12 protein-coding genes are annotated in these 16,666 nt (G+C 71.3%); 5 read left to right on the top strand and 7 right to left on the bottom strand.

The window, feature by feature from the left end; genetic code table 11:
* A partial coding sequence (locus tag ACWDA7_RS33040; protein ID WP_450609026.1) for an anhydro-N-acetylmuramic acid kinase occupies positions 1 to 1,011 on the top strand: 1,011 nt, incomplete at its 5' end.
* Positions 1,012 to 1,060: 49 nt separating this feature from the next.
* Entirely contained in the window at positions 1,061 to 3,928 is a 2,868-nt protein-coding gene (locus ACWDA7_RS33035; RefSeq protein ID WP_450609024.1) for an FAD-binding and (Fe-S)-binding domain-containing protein, read from the top strand.
* A 224-nt stretch (positions 3,929 to 4,152) separates the two neighbouring features.
* Here the strand turns inward: ACWDA7_RS33035 and ACWDA7_RS33030 are convergent, their stop codons facing one another.
* The gene (locus tag ACWDA7_RS33030) at positions 4,153 to 4,824 is read right to left on the bottom strand and encodes a TetR/AcrR family transcriptional regulator (protein WP_450609022.1); all 672 of its coding nucleotides are present in this window, start codon (positions 4,822 to 4,824) and stop codon (positions 4,153 to 4,155) included.
* A gap of 57 nt (positions 4,825 to 4,881) precedes the next feature.
* Here ACWDA7_RS33030 and ACWDA7_RS33025 point away from each other — a divergent pair, with 57 nt between their 5' ends.
* On the top strand, positions 4,882 to 6,495 hold the full coding sequence (locus ACWDA7_RS33025) for an FAD-binding oxidoreductase (protein WP_450609020.1): 1,614 nt from the start codon (positions 4,882 to 4,884) through the stop codon (positions 6,493 to 6,495).
* A gap of 73 nt (positions 6,496 to 6,568) precedes the next feature.
* On the opposite strand, the gene ACWDA7_RS33020 is transcribed toward ACWDA7_RS33025, so the two are convergent.
* Entirely contained in the window at positions 6,569 to 7,390 is an 822-nt protein-coding gene (locus ACWDA7_RS33020) for an MBL fold metallo-hydrolase (RefSeq protein ID WP_450609018.1), read from the bottom strand.
* A 47-nt stretch (positions 7,391 to 7,437) separates the two neighbouring features.
* On the opposite strand from ACWDA7_RS33020, the gene ACWDA7_RS33015 reads away from it, so the two are divergent.
* Entirely contained in the window at positions 7,438 to 7,863 is a 426-nt protein-coding gene (locus ACWDA7_RS33015) for a MerR family transcriptional regulator (RefSeq protein ID WP_450609016.1), read from the top strand.
* Between the two features lie 103 nt (positions 7,864 to 7,966).
* Here the strand turns inward: ACWDA7_RS33015 and ACWDA7_RS33010 are convergent, their stop codons facing one another.
* The gene (locus ACWDA7_RS33010; RefSeq protein ID WP_450609015.1) at positions 7,967 to 8,662 is read right to left on the bottom strand and encodes a TetR/AcrR family transcriptional regulator; all 696 of its coding nucleotides are present in this window, start codon (positions 8,660 to 8,662) and stop codon (positions 7,967 to 7,969) included.
* A gap of 112 nt (positions 8,663 to 8,774) precedes the next feature.
* On the opposite strand from ACWDA7_RS33010, the gene ACWDA7_RS33005 reads away from it, so the two are divergent.
* The gene (locus ACWDA7_RS33005; protein WP_450609013.1) at positions 8,775 to 10,151 is read left to right on the top strand and encodes a serine hydrolase domain-containing protein; all 1,377 of its coding nucleotides are present in this window, start codon (positions 8,775 to 8,777) and stop codon (positions 10,149 to 10,151) included.
* Positions 10,152 to 10,262: 111 nt separating this feature from the next.
* Here the strand turns inward: ACWDA7_RS33005 and ACWDA7_RS33000 are convergent, their stop codons facing one another.
* From ACWDA7_RS33000 to ACWDA7_RS32985, 4 genes are read right to left on the bottom strand one after another with little or no spacing between them, the layout of a single operon-like run.
* Positions 10,263 to 12,035 (bottom strand): glycoside hydrolase family 15 protein, encoded by a 1,773-nt coding sequence (locus tag ACWDA7_RS33000; protein ID WP_450609011.1) that lies wholly within the window; start codon positions 12,033 to 12,035, stop codon positions 10,263 to 10,265.
* 17 nt (positions 12,036 to 12,052) lie between these two features.
* Positions 12,053 to 13,162, bottom strand: coding sequence for an enolase C-terminal domain-like protein (locus ACWDA7_RS32995; RefSeq protein WP_450609009.1), 1,110 nt, complete (start codon positions 13,160 to 13,162; stop codon positions 12,053 to 12,055).
* Positions 13,159 to 13,485 carry a pyruvate decarboxylase gene (locus ACWDA7_RS32990; protein WP_450609008.1) on the bottom strand — a complete coding sequence of 109 codons (327 nt, stop codon included), beginning with the start codon at positions 13,483 to 13,485 and terminating at the stop codon, positions 13,159 to 13,161. The genes ACWDA7_RS32995 and ACWDA7_RS32990 overlap by 4 nt, the downstream gene beginning before the upstream one ends.
* 43 nt (positions 13,486 to 13,528) lie before the next feature.
* Complete coding sequence (locus ACWDA7_RS32985; protein WP_450609028.1) at positions 13,529 to 16,609, bottom strand: FAD-binding and (Fe-S)-binding domain-containing protein; 3,081 nt, start codon at positions 16,607 to 16,609, stop codon at positions 13,529 to 13,531.
* Between the last annotated feature and the right edge of the window lie 57 nt (positions 16,610 to 16,666).

Below are 16,666 nucleotides of genomic sequence, written 5' to 3'. Positions count from 1 at the left end.
GTGTCTGATGGTCTCGGGGACCCGGGCCGATGCCGTAGAGCTGCGGGAACAGGCCGCTGCTGTCCTGTCGACGATGGGACTGCGGCTGTCGCCGGCGCCGCCGATCTGGTGGTCTCGCACGGCCAAACCATGCACCACTGGGTGGAGGACGGCACGGTCCGCGGCACCCTGCAACTGGGCCAGCCCGCCTGGATCGCCGAGGCCACCGGACTCCCGGTCGTGTCCGATCTGCGCAGCCGGGACGTGGCCGCGGGCGGACAGGGAGCCCCGCTGGTCGGCATGACCGACACCCTGCTCCTGCGGGGGCTGCCGGGGGTCCCGGCGGCACTCAACCTCGGCGGCATCGCCAATGTCACGGTCGTCGCGCCGGGCGCCGACCCTGTCGCTTTCGACACCGGTCCCGCCAACGCACTGCTGGACGCCGCCGTACGCCACTTCACCGACGGCGCCGCCTCCTACGACGAGGACGGCCGCCGGGCAGGTGCCGGCCGCGTCAGCGCCGAACTGCTCGCGGCCCTGCTGGACGATCCGTACTACCGCAGGCCCGCACCCAAGAGCACCGGCAAGGAGCACTTCCACCTGCCGTATCTGCTGCGGACGCTGGCCGCGGTGCCCACGCCCGACGCGAACGACGTCCTGGCCACGCTTTCCAGGCTGACCGCCGTCACGGTGGCGGACGCCTGCCAGGCGCACGGTGTCACGAGCCTTGTGGTCTCCGGCGGCGGTGTGCGCAATCCTGTGTTGATGCGCATGATCGCCGAAGAGCTGCCCGGCGTGGCGCTGCGCCCCAGCGACGATCTCGGTCTGCCGTCGGACGCGAAGGAGGCGCTGGCGTTCGCCGTGCTGGGCTTCCTCACCGTGAACGGTCTGCCGGGCGCCCTTCCGTCGGGCACGGGTGCCCGGCGTGCCGCGCTGCTGGGGAGCATCACCCCCGGCCTGTCGCCGCTGCGTCTGCCCGAACCGGCCGCGCTGCCGCCGCGCCTGCTGCGGATCCCGGCCCCCGTCCACTGACCGCCCCGTACCGAGGAACCAGCCCCGTACCGAGGAACCAGTAGGAACCATGAGCACCCCCGCTGTCACACCCCCGGCCGAGTCGGCCGCCCACGACCCGGCCGCGCCCGGCCTGGCCGAGATCCTGGCCGAATGCGTGGGCGACCCGGCGCGGGTGTCCACCGAGGTGCCCCGCAGGGTCGCGGTGGCGCATGACGCCTCGCCGTATCTGTTCACGCCCCGAGCGGTGGTGCGTGCGGCGTCGGCGGCCGAGGTGGGTGCGCTGATGGCGGGGGCGCGCAGAGCGGGGGTGCCGCTGACGTTGCGCTCGGGGGGCACCAGCCTGGCGGGGCAGGCGGGCGGCGACGGCATCCTGGTCGACGTCCGCAGTCACTGGCGCGCCGCGGAGGTGCTGGACGAGGGCCTGCGGATCCGGCTCCAACCCGGACTGACGGTGCGTCAGGCCAATGCGCGGCTCGCCCGTTACGGGCGCAGGCTGGGCCCCGACCCGGCCAGCGAGTCCGCGTGCACCATCGGCGGACTGGTCGCCAACAACTCCAGCGGCATGAACTGCGGCACCCGCGACAACGCCTACCGCACCATGGAGTCCCTGCAGTTCGTGCTGCCGTCGGGCACCGTGGTGGACACGGGGGCCCCGGACGCGGACCAGGCACTGCGCGCCCGCGAGCCCGAACTCCACGCCGGGCTGTTGAGGTTGCGGGACCGCGTCCGCGACTCGGCAGCCGCCCGGGCCACGGTGGAGCGGCTGTTCGCGATGAAGAACACCATGGGCTACGGGCTGAACTCGTTCCTGGATCACACCGACCCCGCCGACATGCTCGCCCACCTGATGATCGGCAGCGAGGGGACCCTGGGCTTCGTCGGCGAGGCCGTCTTCCGTACCGTGCCGCTTCTCCCCCATACCGCCACGGGCCTGCTGGTGCTCCCGGGTCTGGCCGAGGCCACCAACGCGCTGCCGACGCTGCTGGCCGCCGGTGCCCGCACCGCCGAACTGCTGGATGCAGCGTCGCTGCGCGTGGCGCAGCAGGCCACAAATCCCGTGGCCGAACTGCGCGGTCTGCGCGTGGAGCGGCACGCCGCGCTGCTGGTGGAGTTCGCCGAGGACAGCGCCGAGGTGCTGGACGCGACCGTGGCCGCCGCCCAGCCGGTCCTGGACCGACTGCCCGCCATCAGCGGCACCGCGCTGACCCGCGACGCGCGGGTGCGGGCGCGGCTGTGGCATCTGCGCAAGGGCCTTTACACCGCGGTGGCGGGAGCGCGCCGCCCGGGCACCACCGCCCTGCTCGAGGACATCGCGGTCCCCATGGAGCGGCTGACCGACACCTGCGAGGGACTCATCGGCCTGTTCGACCGGTACGGCTACCAGGACGCGGTGATCTTCGGCCATGCCAGGGACGGCAACCTGCACTTCATGCTCACCCAGGACTTCGACACGCGGGCCGAGACGGAGCGCTACGCCCGTTTCACCGACGCCATGGTCGACCTCGTCCTGGACGCCGGCGGCACCCTGAAGGCAGAGCACGGCACCGGCCGCGCCATGGCCCCGTTCGTACGGCGCCAGTACGGCGACGAACTGTACGACGTCATGGTCGAGCTGAAGCGGCTGTGCGACCCGCACGGCGTCCTCAATCCCGGGGTGTTGCTGACCGACGACCCGGAGGCACACCTGCGCGACCTGAAGAGCGTCCCGGAGGTCGATCCGGCGCTGGACGCCTGTGTGGAGTGCGGCTACTGCGAACCGGTCTGCCCGACCGCGGACGTCACCACGACGCCGCGCCAGCGCATCGCCCTGCAACGCGAGATCGCGCTGGCCACCGCCGCCGGTGACGAGGAGACCCGCCGCGCCCTGGAGACCGACTACGCCTACGCGGCGGTCGACAGCTGCGCGGCCGACAGCCTCTGCGTGACCGCCTGCCCCGTCACCATCGACACCGGCGCGGTCATGAAGCGCCTGCGCGCGGAGCGCCACAGCCCCACGGCCCAGCGAGCCGGCGACACCGTGGCCCGGCACTGGCGTGGCGCGGTCACCGGCGTGCGCGCCGCACTGAACACCGCCCACGTCGTGCCCGCCCCCCTCCTGCGCGCCGCGACCGGCACCATCCGCAAGGCGGGGGCCGGCGAGCTGGTCCCCGCCTGGTCCGACGACATCCCCCGCGGCGGACCCGCCCGTCCCGCGCCCCAGCGCCACACCGAGGCGCAGGCGGTGTTCTTCGCCGCGTGCATCGGCAGCGTCTTCGCCCCCGAAGGCACCTCCGGCGGTGCGGCGGCTGCGTTTCTGCGCCTGTGTGAACGCGCGGGCGTCCCCGTGGCCGTGCCCGACAAGCTGGCCGGCCTGTGCTGCGGCACGCCCTGGCAGTCCAAGGGCTACACCGCCGGACACCGCACCATGGCCGCCCGCACGCTCCAGGTGCTGTGGGAGGCGAGCGACCACGGCCGTCTGCCGGTGGTCTGCGACGCGTCCTCCTGCACCCACGGCCTGGAACAACTGGCCGACGTCCTCCCGGAGTCCGAGCGCGCCCGCTTCAGCGCGCTGCGCTTCGTCGACAGCGTCGCGTTCACCGCCGAGCACCTGCTGCCTGCTCTCCCCACCCCCCGCCGGCTGGGCAGTCTCGCCCTGCACCCCACCTGCTCCACCGTCCACCTCGGCATCGACGTCGCCCTGCGCACCGTCGCCGCCGCCGTCAGCGCCGAGGTGACCGTGCCCGACAACTGGGGCTGCTGCGCCTTCGCCGGGGACCGCGGACTGCTCCACCCGGAGGTCACCGCCTCCGCCACCGCCGCCCAGGCGGCCGAGATCACCGCGGGCGACTTCGACGCGTACGCCTCGTGCAACCGCACCTGCGAGATGGGGATGTCCCGCGCCACCGGCCGGCCCTACCGGCATGTGCTCGAACTCCTCGACGAGGCCACCGCATGACTCGGTCGACATCGATGCGCTCAGCAGGGGCGGGGGGCCTGCTCGTGCAGCGGGCGTGACCCAAGACATGATCGCGTAGCGACACGCGTGCCGCCCTGGCGATTCGCCGACCGTTGCGGGCGGCCCGAGCTCACGGCGGACCGTGGTCGGCTCATGCAGCAAGCGCGGCGCATCAGGTGGACAGACGCGCAGTACGTCATTGAGGCCGCGCTCGGAGCAATGCCTCAGGCGCCGTTGCGGACGGCGGAGATCAGCCGGGCGCAACGCGCGCTCATGTCGTCTCCGGACAGTTCGGGGTGGGAGATCCACCAGCCGACCAGCGCACTGACCACGCCCGTCCACACATGCTTGAGGGCGTCCGCGTCCAGTGCGTCGTCATTGCCCTGGCCGTGCAGCAGACCGGCGGTACCGGCGGCCGCCAACTCGTCGATGGCCTCGCGGTGGCGGTTGGCCGCGTGCCACGGCTCGGAGCCGTGCGGCAGCGTCCGGTCGTACAGCACGAACCAGGCGTGCCGCCGCTCCTCCAGCGTTCGGAAGACCGCGGCGAGCACCGTGTGGGGCAGCCGGTTCTCCGACGGGCTCGACGCCATGGCTTCGCTGATCGCCGCGAGCAGGCGGGGGCCGATGTGGTCGACACAGGCCGTGTAGAGGCCGTCCTTGGACCCGAAGTAGGTGTAGAGCATCGGTTTTGTGACGCCCACGCGCCGGGCGATCTCGGTCATCGACGCCGCGGCGTGGCCATGCCGGCCGAACTCCTCCAGGGCCGCGCCGAGGATCTGCTCCTCCCGGCGAGCGCGCGGGACGCCCTTGGTGCCGGCGCCGCGGTCCCTGTCCCGGTTGCCCTTCGAAGGGCCATCGGCCGGATCCGGGGCGGCCGAAGCTCTTGCTGTCGTCATGCCGGATACCCTACCCTGCGGTAAATTACTCAATGGTAAATTATGAGAGGTCAGCTCGTGGCCGACAGCCGCACACCGTCCGTGTCCCGCTCCCGGAGCCGCTCCTGGTGGGGCTGGGGCGCTGCGGACCAGGCACTGCCCGACGCCGAGTGCGTCGCCCTCGGGTCGCTGGTCCCCGGTGCGGCACAAACCCCGCTGCCCGTGCCCGACATCTCCGCCCTCGCACTGCCCAAGGTGCGGATCGAGCCGCCCGCCGCCCTGGCGCCTCTGATGTCGGCCGCGCCCGAGGACCGGGCTTCACACACCTACGGCAAGGCCTACCGCGACGTGATCCGTGCCCTCGACGGAGACCTCACGGCAGCACCCGACCAGGTCGCCCACCCGCGTACCGAGCAGGACGTGATCGACGTCCTCGACTGGGCGGCGGACACGCACGTGGCCGTCGTGCCGTACGGTGCGGGCAGTTCGGTCGTAGGCGGGGTCGAATACCGCGCGGACCGGCACCGCGCCGTGGTGTCCCTGGATCTTTCGTCCCTCGACCAGGTACTGGAGATCGACCGGGTCAGCCGGGCCGCCCGGATCCAGGCCGGCGCCCTCGGCCCCGCCCTCGAGACCCAACTGCGGCCGCATGGACTCACCCTTCGCCACTTCCCGCAGAGTTTCGAGTTCTCCACTCTTGGCGGCTGGCTGGCCACCCGGGCCGGGGGCCACTACGCCACGCTGTACACCCACATCGACGACCTCGTCGAGTCGATGCGCGTGGTGACGCCCGTCGGGGTCAGCGAATCGCTGCGGCTGCCCGGTTCAGGAGCGGGCCCCTCCCCCGACCGGCTGTTCCTGGGCTCCGAGGGCACCCTCGGTGTGATCACCGAGGCCTGGATGCGGCTCCAGGAACGCCCGCGCCACAAGGCGTCGGCCACGCTGCTGTTCGACGACGTCCACGCCGCCATGGACGCCGTGCGCACCGTCGCCCAGTCGGGTCTGCACCCGGCCAACTGCCGACTGCTCGACCCCGGGGAGGCCGCCCTGGCAGGAGTCGCACAGGACGGCCGGAGCACGCTCATCCTCGGAGTGGAGTCGGCCCACGTCCCGGTCGGCGGGCGCTTGACGGAACTCGTCACCTTGGCCCGCGACCACGGCGGCTCGCCCGCGTCGACGGCACCGGGCTCCGCGGACGCCGCCGCCGACACCTGGCGCTCGGCGTTCCTCAGAATGCCGTATCTCCGCGATGCGCTCGCCCGCATGGCGGTGATCACCGAGACGTTCGAAACAGCCTGCACCTGGGACCGCGCGCCGGAGCTTTACGAGTCGGTGCGCACGCAACTGGCCGACGTCGTACGGGAGGTGACGGGCGCCGAAGGCACGATCAACTGCCGCTTCACCCACGTCTATCCGGACGGGCCCGCGCCGTACTTCACCGTCATCGCACCGGGGCGGCGCGGTGAGGAGGTCACGATGTGGGACCGGATCAAGTCGGCCGCCATGGAGATCCTCCACGACCTCGGCGCGACCGTCACCCACCATCACGCGGTCGGCCGCGACCACCGGCCCGGCTACGACCGCCAGCGCCCGGAGCCGTTCGCCCTCGCACTGGGTGCCGCGAAACAGGCGCTCGACCCGGCCGGGATCCTCAACCCCGGTGTACTTCTCGATCCCACAGCCGCCGGGTGACACCGGAACCGCGTCGCAAGCGCGCACCTACAGGCGCTCGCGCCGGCCCGAGGGCTCCGCATCCGAAGCGGCCTCATCCCAGCCCCAAGGTGACGTCACTCCGGTAGCGGGCCAGCTCCCATGGGTCGTGTGCACAGAAGACCTCGACCTGGTCACCGTGGTCGCGGACCAGCTCGCGCAGCCGTGCTTGCGTTCCGAGCCGCAGGTCGCGGTGCACCTGTGAGCGCGTCTGCACGATGTCCAGCAGGGGGTGGGGTTCCTTCAGTTCCTCGATTTCGCGGTGGTAGTAGTACGCGTCGCCGCAGTGGAGGAGCCAGCGGTCGCCGTCCCGCACGGCGACCCCGGTGTGGCCGGCCGTGTGACCGCCGAGGGGGACGAGTCTGATCTCCGGTGGGAGCCCCTTCGGCTGCAGCGCGGTGAAGTCGAACCATTCTTCGCCGGGCTCGGGACCGTAGGTGACCCAATGCGGTTCGTGTGCCCAGTGAGCCCTGCGGTAGCGGAAGCTGGGCGCCTGGGCGAGCGCCGCGTCGAGTTCGGCGGCCATGACGTGGACCTGGGCGTCGGGGAAGTCGGGCAGGCCGCCGCAGTGGTCGACGTCCAGGTGGGTGACGATGATGTGGCGCACGTCGGACGGGGCATGGCCGAGCCGGGCGATCTGCCGGGTGGCTGTCTCCCTCTCGTCCAGGGCGGGTTGTGTCATCTCGACCCACTCGGTGCCGAGCGTGGCGCCTGGGTCCCGGACGTCGCCGAGTCCCAATCCGGTCTCGACGAGGACCAAGCCGTCGGTGTCGGTCTCGATCAGCAGGCAGTGGTTGACCGCGGGTGCGGGATGCGGGCCGTCGTAGGTGGCCTCGATCGTCCGCACCGATCCGCAGTTCAAGTGATGGATTTCCATGGCGACTAGGCTGCGACTTGAACCGCGATTCAAGTCAAGGAGGCGGAATGGAAGCATCGCTGCTGGACATCGCCGAGGTCGCAGAGCACTGCGGTCTGGCGCCTTCGGCGCTGCGGTTCTACGAGAAGAAGGGCCTGATCGCCGCTGCCGGCCGCAATGGCCTTCGCCGCACCTACCACCCGGACGTGCTGGAACGCCTCGCGCTGATCACATGCGCGCGCAGCGCCGGATTCTCCATCGCCGAGATCGAACGCTTTCTGACGGCGCGTCCGTCCGACGTGGACCTGCGATCCCGTATGGCCACCAAGGCGCACCACCTCGACGAGCAGATCGGCCGGCTCAGGCGGCTGCGCGACAGCCTGCGGCACGCGGCCGTCTGCGACCACGAGCCGATCGTCGACTGCCCTGACTTCAAACGGGCCGTGGGCAACGTGGCGGCGCCCGCGCTCGCCCCGGGCAGGTCCTGCTCCTGACCACCGCCGAGCAGGCGGACCAGGGGTCTCACCAGGCGTCCGGGGAGGGGCAGATGACGTGTCTACGCCGGCGCGAGCCGTCCGACACCCCGGCCGGTGAGGACTACGCGTCGCCCGGCTGGCGGTCGGCGGCGATGCGGGCCTGGAAGCCGTCGAGGATGGCCTGAAGGCCGAACTCGAAGCTGTTGTCGGGTGCATTGGCGTAGTCGTCGGCGGCCGGGGTGTCGAGTCGCTCGCGCAGTCGCGGGAACCTCGCGGCGATCTCGGTGGCCCGTGCCATGGTGTCGGCCAGCAGTTGCCCGGCATCTTGGCCGTTCTTGCTCAGCCTGCGGGTCAGCGACACCTGCGCAGCGGCCCCGAGGGCGCTGCCGAGCACGAAGATGAAGACCGTGGCGGCCGCCCGGTCCGCGTCGGCGGCCGCGAATCCCGCCTTCTCATAGACGGCGAGGCTGTAGTCGTCGTGGCGGGCCTTGCCAGGCCCGTAGAGGAGGTGGCTACCGAACGCCTGCCCGTACCACGGGTGCCTGGTGAGCATGGCGTGCATGCCGGTGGCGAAGGCGGTGGCGGCCGTGCGCCAGTCGGTGGCATCGAGGTCGGCCAGTTCGACCTCGTCCCAGATCGCGTCACCGGCGAGCCGGACGAGGTCGTCCTTGGTCTTGATGTGCCAGTAGATCGCCGTGGCGGCCGAGCCGAGCCGTTTGCCCAGGCTGCGCATGTTCAGACCGTCCAGTCCCTCGTCGTCCAGCAACTCGATGGCGGCACGGACGATCTGGTCTGCGGTCAGCGTGTCTCGCGGCATGACCGCCATCTTACTTGTACTTAGTTCAGAGACCCTTGCACTTTGTTCAAGAAGGGCCTAGGTTCTGAATTGCACTTAGTTCAAGTGCCTACGTGCGGGAGGGGTAGGAGCAATGACACAGGAGACGCTGTCCGATTTCGTCGAGGCGACGGCCAAGGAGTTCGGCATTCCCGGCGTCGCCGTCGGGGTGCTTGCGGACGGTCAGGAGGTCTACGCGTCCCACGGTGTGACGAGCATCGACAATCCGCTGCCTGTCGACGAGAAGACGTTGTTCCCCCTGGGCTCGGTGAGCAAGACCTTCACGGCGACCACCCTGATGCGCCTGGCCGCCGAGGGAAGGGTGGAGCTGGAGGCGCCGGTGCGCCGGTACATCCCCGAGCTCAAGCTCGCCGACGAGCAGGCGGCTGAGCAGATCACCGTGCTCAACCTGCTCAACCACACCGCGGGGCTGGACTGGAACCTGATCGAGACCGAGGAGGGGGACGGGTCCCTGGCGGCATTCGTGGCGAAGCTCGCCGAGCTGGCCATGATCGCACCGCCCGGCACCCGTGCCTCGTACAGCCAGGCCGGCTACAACCTCGCCGGGCGCGTCGTCGAGCAGGTCACGGGCCTGGCCTTCGAAAAGGCCGTCGCCTCGCTGGTGCTGGAACCCCTGGGGCTGTCGAACACCTTCTTCGACGTGGACGACGTCATCGTCCGTCGCTTCGCCGTGGGTTACAACCGCGGCGAGGACGGGGCGCTGCGGCGCGCCCAGCCGTGGAAGGCGTTCCGGGCCGGTGACCACGGCAACAATCCCGGCGGAGGCATCGTGTCCTCGGTCGACGACCTCCTGCGCTGGGCCCGGTTCCATCTCGGCACCGGCGACGCTGTTCTGCCCGCTGAGGCGCTGGCTCGCATGAAGGAGCAGACGGTCGAACTGCGCGGCAGCACCCTCGGAGACGCCTTCGGTATCTGCTGGTTCCTTCGCGATGTGGACGGCGTCCGGACGATCGGGCACGGCGGGTCGGGCAACGGCCAGTTCTCCGAGTTGCTCGTCGTACCCGAACGGGACTTCGCCGTGGTCTCCCTGGCCAACGCCGGCCCGGACGGCTACCAGTTCAATCAGGCCGTCGTCCGCTGGGCACTTGAGCACTGTCTCGGCGTGGTCGAACGTGACCCGGAACCGATCCCGTACGACGGGGGGCGGGCACGGGAGGTCGCCGGCCGATACGAGATCGACGCCATGAACCTCGACATCGCCACCGACGGGGCCCTCCTCACGCTCGCAGTCGGGATCAAGCCGGAGATCCGCCAGCCATCGGACGTCGAGATGCCCCCGGACTACCCGGCGGCCACGATGGGGTTCCTGCCCGGGCCGGGCGACGAGTACATCATCACCGAGGGCGGCCTGAAGGGACAGCGCGGCTTCTTCACCCGCGACGAGACCGGCGCGGTCACGGGCATCGACCTCGCCGGACGACTCTTCGGCCGGGGAACGAACGCATCCTGATCCAGGGATCGCAGGGGGCGCTCCCAAGGATGGGCACGGCAGCTCACCGGGTCGCGACCGCCCTCTGAGCCGGAGAACCTGCGGCGCTGCGGCTCTGCCCCCAGCCGCAGGTCAGCCCCCTGATCGGCGTGTGCAGTGCGGATCAGGCGGTTCGGCGAGGCGAGCCGCCGTCTCCAGCAGCAACGCGTGGACAAAGGCCTGGGGGATGTTGCCGCGCAACTGGCGCTGGGCGATGTCGAACTCCTCCGCGTACAGACCCGACGCGCCGCAGGCGCCACGGTTTCGTTCGAACCAGCGGTGCGCGTCGACCGCGTGACCTTGCTGGTGTTCGGCGAGCGCCATGACGAACCCGCACAACAGGAACGCCCCCTCGGCCTCCTCCAGAGGCCGCTCGTCGTGACGGAAGCGGTAGATGAAGTGGTCCTGGGTCAGTTGCTCGCGGCAGGCACGCAGGGTGGCGCGCGTGCGCACGTCGTCGGCGGGCAGCGCCCCACGCACGGGGGGCAGCAGCAGCGCGGCGTCGACCGACGGGTCGTCGGGGGTGCGCTGCCAGTGGCCGTCGGGATGCACGCCGCCCGCTGAGGTGGCGGCTACCAGGGTGTCGGCGAGGTCGGTGCAGGTGCCGGCGAGTGGGCGGTGGGGTGCCGCGGCGGCCAGGGCGCGCAGCCCGGCGGCGCAGATGAGCCGGCTGTGGGTCCACTGCCGGGCGTCGAGTTCCCAGATCCCCGCGTCGGGCTCCCGCCATCGCTCGGCGACGGCCCGCACCGCGAGGTCTGCCGCCTTCCAGGCGTCGGCGTCCAGCCGGTCACCCCGCTCGGCCGCCGCGAACAGCAACAACGCCTCACCGAAGCAGTCCAGCTGGAACTGCTTGCGCACGTGGTTGCCGATCCGGCTGGAGCCGCCGGGGTAGCCGGGCAGGGCGAGGTCTTGCTGGCCGGGGACGGCCGTGCCGTGCACGGTGTAGGCAGGAGCGAGGTGTGGGCCGTCGGCCAGCAGCCGCTCGCTGACGAAACGGACGGCGGCGTCGAGGAGTTCCGGGGCGTTCGCGGCGGCCGCCGCCTGTCCGGCGTAGCTCTGGTCCCGGATCCACACGTACCGGTAGTCGTAGTTGCGTCCCGCCTGGGCGCGTTCGGGCAGGCTGGTGGTGGCCGCGGCGACCATTCCGCCGCCGTGCGTGGTCAGCCCGCGCAGCAGGGCGTAGGCGCGTCTGGCGTCGGCGGGCGCGATGGTCTGCTCCAGCGCGGGCACGGCCTGCCGCCAGGCCTGCTCGGTCGCGGCCCAGGTCTCCGCGGCCCGCGGAAGGGCGTGCGGCAGCCGGGAGCGGGAGCACTCCAGAATCAGGTCGTGGCTTTCGCCGGGCCTCAGCACCAGATCGGCGGTCAGGCCCTGCTCGCCGGCGGTGGCGGACGGGGCGCCCTGCCAACGCAGGTGCCGGCGGCCTGTGTTCAGGTGCCAGACGCCGTCGTCGTCGCGGTGCGGGGTCGTCAGTGGGGCACGACCGTAGTCGGCACGCGGGTCGAGCACGACCCGGAGACGGGCCGGGCCGTCGACGGCGAGCACCTGCCGCAGCAGGACCAGGCGGTCCTCCTCACCGGGGAGGGCCAGGCACTCACGGCACTCGATGACGCCCTCGGTGGTGACCCAGCGGCTGCGCCAGATCAAGGTCCCGTCCTCGTAGTAGCCGCCGGGGACCCAGTCGGCGCGCGGGGTCACGGCGTAGACGCCTCCGCCACCGATCAGAGAGGCGAAGACGGCGTCGTCGTGCCAGGTCGGGGCGCACAGCCAGGTGAGGGCGCCGTCCGGTCCGATGAGCGCGCCCCGTTCCCCGTCGGCCAGCAGTGCGTAGTCGTGCAGCGCGTGCGGCGGGAAGGATGTGGTGCTCATGGTGCGGCCTCCTGCGGTCAGACCACTCGGTAGGGCTGTGCGCGCTCGGTGTTCAAGGTCAGTCCCAGCCCCGGTGTGCCCTCGGCTCCCGGTGCGATGGTGCCGCCGGTGGCGTCGAGGACCCCGTCGAAGAGGATGCGCTCGATGCGGACGTGGTCGTGGAACCACTCCAGGTGCCGCAGGTTGGGCACGGCTCCGGCGACGTGCGCGTGGGCGTGTGGGGCGCAGTGCCCGGAGATGTCGATCCCGCGGGCCTGGGCGAGGGCGGCGGCGCGCAGCCAGACGGTGATGCCGCCGCAGCGGGTCACGTCGGCCTGCAGGCAGTCCACGGCACCGGCGGCGAGCATGTGCTCGAAGTACGGAAGCGTGTAGCCGTATTCGCCGGCGGCGACCTCCGAGGTGAGCCGGTCGCGGATCATGGCGAGAGTGGTGAGGTGGTCGGAGGAGACCGGCTCCTCGAACCAGTTCACGCCTTCGTCGGCGAGTTCCCTTCCCATACGCACTGCCTGCTTGGCGTCGTAGCCGCCGTTGGCGTCGACAAACAGGTCGGGGCTGTCACCTATGCAGGCGCGAGCCCTGGCGACGCGTCGGCGGTCGCGGTCCTCCCGGCGCCCCCAGGACTCGGCAATCTTGATCTTGACCCGGGGGATGCCCTCCTCCTCGACCCAGCCGCGCAGTTGACGCTCTTGCTGCTGGTCGTCGTACGTGGTGAATCCGCCGCTGCCGTAGACCGGAACGGCGTCGCAGGCGGCGCCCAGCAGCCGCACCAGCGGCAGTCCGAGCAGCCGCGCCTTCAGATCCCACAGGGCGATGTCGACGGCCGCGATGGCCTGGGCGGCCACGCCGGGCAGACCGGCGTTGCGCACCGCGCGGTGCATGGCCTCGTTCAGGCGCGGCACGTCGAGCGCCGGTGACCCGATGACCACTCCGGCGAGGAGGTCGTCGACGGCACGTGCCGTCGCCTCGGGCGCGTAGGTGTAGCCGAGGCCGCTGACATCACCGCACCGGACGGTGGCCAGCACGAGTGTGGTGCTGTCCCAGCTGAGGGTGCCGTCGGCTTCGGGCGCGTCGGTGGGAATGGTGAAGACGGCGCTGTCCAGCCGCTCCACGACCGGAGTGTCGCTCACTGGTGGTCCTCCGTACCGGGCCGGTCCCGGCGATGGCGGCTGCCGGGCGGAAGCTCCTGGCCCTCAGGTTTGGGGCCCTGCCGGACCAGGGCGACGCGGTCGCCGTAGCCCTTGAGGGAGACGCAAGCAACGGCCTCGCTCTGGTCCGGAGTCACGTGTGGCGAGATGGGCGGTACAGCGGGGCCGGTCATGCAGTCCAACACACAGGGCTTGTCGGCCGCCGGCGCGGCCTCCCAGGCGCCCTGCCCGTCGCCGGGGCCGGCGAGGACGTGCTCCACCCCCCAGTCACGCTGAGGCCCCAGGACGTGCTCAGAGACCTTCATCGACATGTTCCTGACCTTTCCGCAGTTGCTCTCGGGGCCGCGGTCATGGGCGGCGCAGGTACCGCACGGCTCCCCGCCCGGCCGCGGTCGCGGCCGTCACCGTGAGGGCCGCGACGCCCGCGGTGGTCGCCCACTGGGCCGCGCGAGAGGGGTGAGGAGGCCGCTGGGCCAGGCGTTCGGGCTGCTCGCTCGGAAGATTGCCGTCGATGCCGAGGGCGAGGACTTCGGCGAGGTGCAGAGCACGGCGGCCGGTCGCGCCCTGTTCGATCTGGGTGCGGCAGCTGAAACCGTCGGCGAGCACCAGAGCACCCGGGGCGGCCTGGCGTACGGCGGGCAGGACCCCCGCTTCCCCGACGGCCATGGAGATGTCGAAGTGGCCTTGCTCGAAACCGAAGTTCCCGGCCAGGCCGCAGCAGCCCTCGTCCAGCACCTCGGCGTCAAGGTGGGAGCGGCGCATCAGTTCCCGGTCGGCGTCGAACTTCATGATCGCGTGCTGGTGGCAGTGGGTCTGCACGAGCGCCTGGCGGGCGAGCTGCGGCGGCCGCCAGCCGTCAGGCGCATGGTGCACGAGCTGCTCGCTGAAGGTGCGGACCTGCCCCGCCAGCCGCTTGACGTCCTGGTCGGCGGGCATCAGCTCCGGCGCGTCGGCTCGGAACACCGCTGTGCAGGAGGGTTCGAGCCCGATGATCGGGGTGCTCGACTCGAGGTAGGGCCGCAGCACGTTCACGGTACGCCGCAGCACCTTCTCCGCGGTGGTCAGCTGGCCGGTGGAGATCCAGGTCAGTCCGCAGCAAACGGGCCTCGTCGGTACGGCGACCCGGAATCCGGCGTCTTCCAGGACGCGGACGGCGGAGATCGCGATCGACGGATGGAAGTAGGTGCTGAAGGTGTCGGGCCACAGCACCACGGTCCGCGGGTCGGCCGGATCGGGGTCCTCGGCATCCCGTTCCTTCCACCACTGCAGGAAGGACTGGTGGGCGAACACCGGGGCTTGCCGGGACTCGGCCACGCCGGCCAGGGCCTTGCCCACCCGGCTTACGCCGGGAGCCTGCAGCAGGTTGTTCACCAAGGACGGAGCGACGCGGGACAGGCGGGCCCACAGTGGCAGCCAGCCCATGGAGTAGTGGGCGGCGGGGCGCAGGCGTCCCTCGTAATGGTGAGCGAGGAACTCGGCCTTGTAGGTGGCCATGTCGACGCCCACCGGGCAGTCCGACTTGCACCCCTTGCAGGCCAGGCACAGATCGAGCGCGTCCCGCACCTCGGTGGAGCGCCAGCCGTCGGTGACGGCCGAGTCGGCGTGGCCGCCGAGCATCTCGAACAACAGTCGAGCGCGGCCCCGCGTCGAGTGCTCCTCCTCCCTCGTGGCCCGGTAGGAGGGGCACATCACCCCGCCTTCGTGGCCGCGGCAGTTGCCGATGCCGACGCAACGCATCACCGCACGGGTGAAGGAGTGCTCGTCCTCCGGGTAGCCGAAATGCGTGTCAGGCGTGGCCGGCCGCCAGCCGGGGCCGAGCCGGAGCTGCCCGTCGACCGGGTTCGGGTCGACGATCTTGCCCGGGTTCATTCTGTCGCCGGGGTCGAACAGCGTCTTCAGCTCACCGAACGCGGCCACGAGCCGCTCACCGAACATCCGGTGCAGCAGCTCTGCCCGCGCTTGACCGTCGCCGTGCTCGCCCGACAGGGAACCGCCGTAGGAGGCCACGAGGTCGGCGGCCCGCTCGACGAAGCGGCGGAAGTCGGCCACGCCCTCGGCGGTCTTCAGCCCGAAGGGGATACGGGTATGGACGCAGCCCTGCCCGAAGTGCCCGTACAGCGAGGGGTGGTCGTAGCCGAACTCGTCGAACAGGCGCTTGAGGTCGCGCAGATAGTCGCCGAGCCGCTCCGGCGGGACGGCTGAGTCCTCCCAGCCCTCCCAGGTCTCCCGGTCGTCCGGCGGCCGCGCCGTCACGCCGAGCCCGGCCTCGCGGGCCCTGAGCATCTTCTGCTCGCGCTCCGGATTGTCGGAGAAGGCCACGTCGGGGTCCTTTTCGCTGCGGCCGATCGCGCGCAGCAGCGCGTACGCCTGTTCGTCGGCGGCCTCACGGCTGTCACCGCTGTACTGCACGAGCAGCCAGCTGTCGCCCTCGGGGAGGACGCCGAGCGAGTCCAGGTAGGCGCCCTCCTCCCGCATCAGCTGCGCCATCCGTCCGTCCAGCGCCTCCAGCTGGCTGGGCGAACAGTGCTCCAGCAGGCGGGACACGTCGTCGCCGGCCCGGCAGATGTCGTCGTAGCCGAGGACGAGCAGCGACTGGTAGGGCGGCACCGGCACCAGATCGAGTTCGGCGCGCAGTACCGTCACCAGGGTGCCCTCGCTGCCGACCAGGGCCCGGGCAACGTCGAAGCCGTTCTCCGGCAGCAGCGAGTCCAGGTTGTAGCCGGAGACTCGGCGGGGGATCTTCGGGTAGCCGCGCCGGATGTCCGCCAGGTACTCGGTGACGATGCGGTCCATGCCGTCGTAGATCTCGGCCTTGCGACCACCCTCGGCGCTGATCCGTGTCCGCTCCGTCGTCGAGGTCGGCCCCACCCACATGCGCACGCCGTCATAGGTGAGGACCTCGAGGCGTCGTACGTTGTCGACGGTCTTGCCGTACGCCTGCGCGGAGGCGCCGCACGAGTTGTTGCCGATCATGCCGCCCAGAGCACAGTGGGTATGGGTGGAGGGTTTCGGCCCGAACTGCATGCGATGGCCGGAGAGCCGTTTGTTGAGTTCGTCCAGGACGATTCCCGGCTCGACCACACAGGTACGCGCCTCGGGATCCACGGACAGCAGGGCGTGGCAGTACTTGCTCCAGTCGATCACCACGGCGGTGTTCGTCGACTGACCCGCCAGGCTGGTGCCGCCGCCACGTGACAGGACGGGGGCACCGAAACGCGCACAAACCTGAACCGTGTGCGCACCGGCCTCCACGGTGCGCGGCACGACGACGCCGATGGGCACCTGCCGGTAATTGGAACCGTCCGTCGCGTATGCGCCCCTGCTGCCCGAGTCGAAGCGGACTTCGGCATCGACCTCGGCGGACAAGGCAGCTTGCAGACCGGCCACGTCCGTGTCGGTGGTCGCGCTCGGCAGAGGCCCGCCCATCATCGGGGACGCCGGCCGATGTGTCGCGAGCATGGCGTGGGTGGTGGCGCGCTCCTGCTC

Source organism: Streptomyces sp. NPDC001156, from assembly GCF_053598275.1.
The sequence above is the reverse complement of the archived record's forward strand: the minus strand, read 5'-3'. Positions and strand labels throughout refer to the sequence as shown.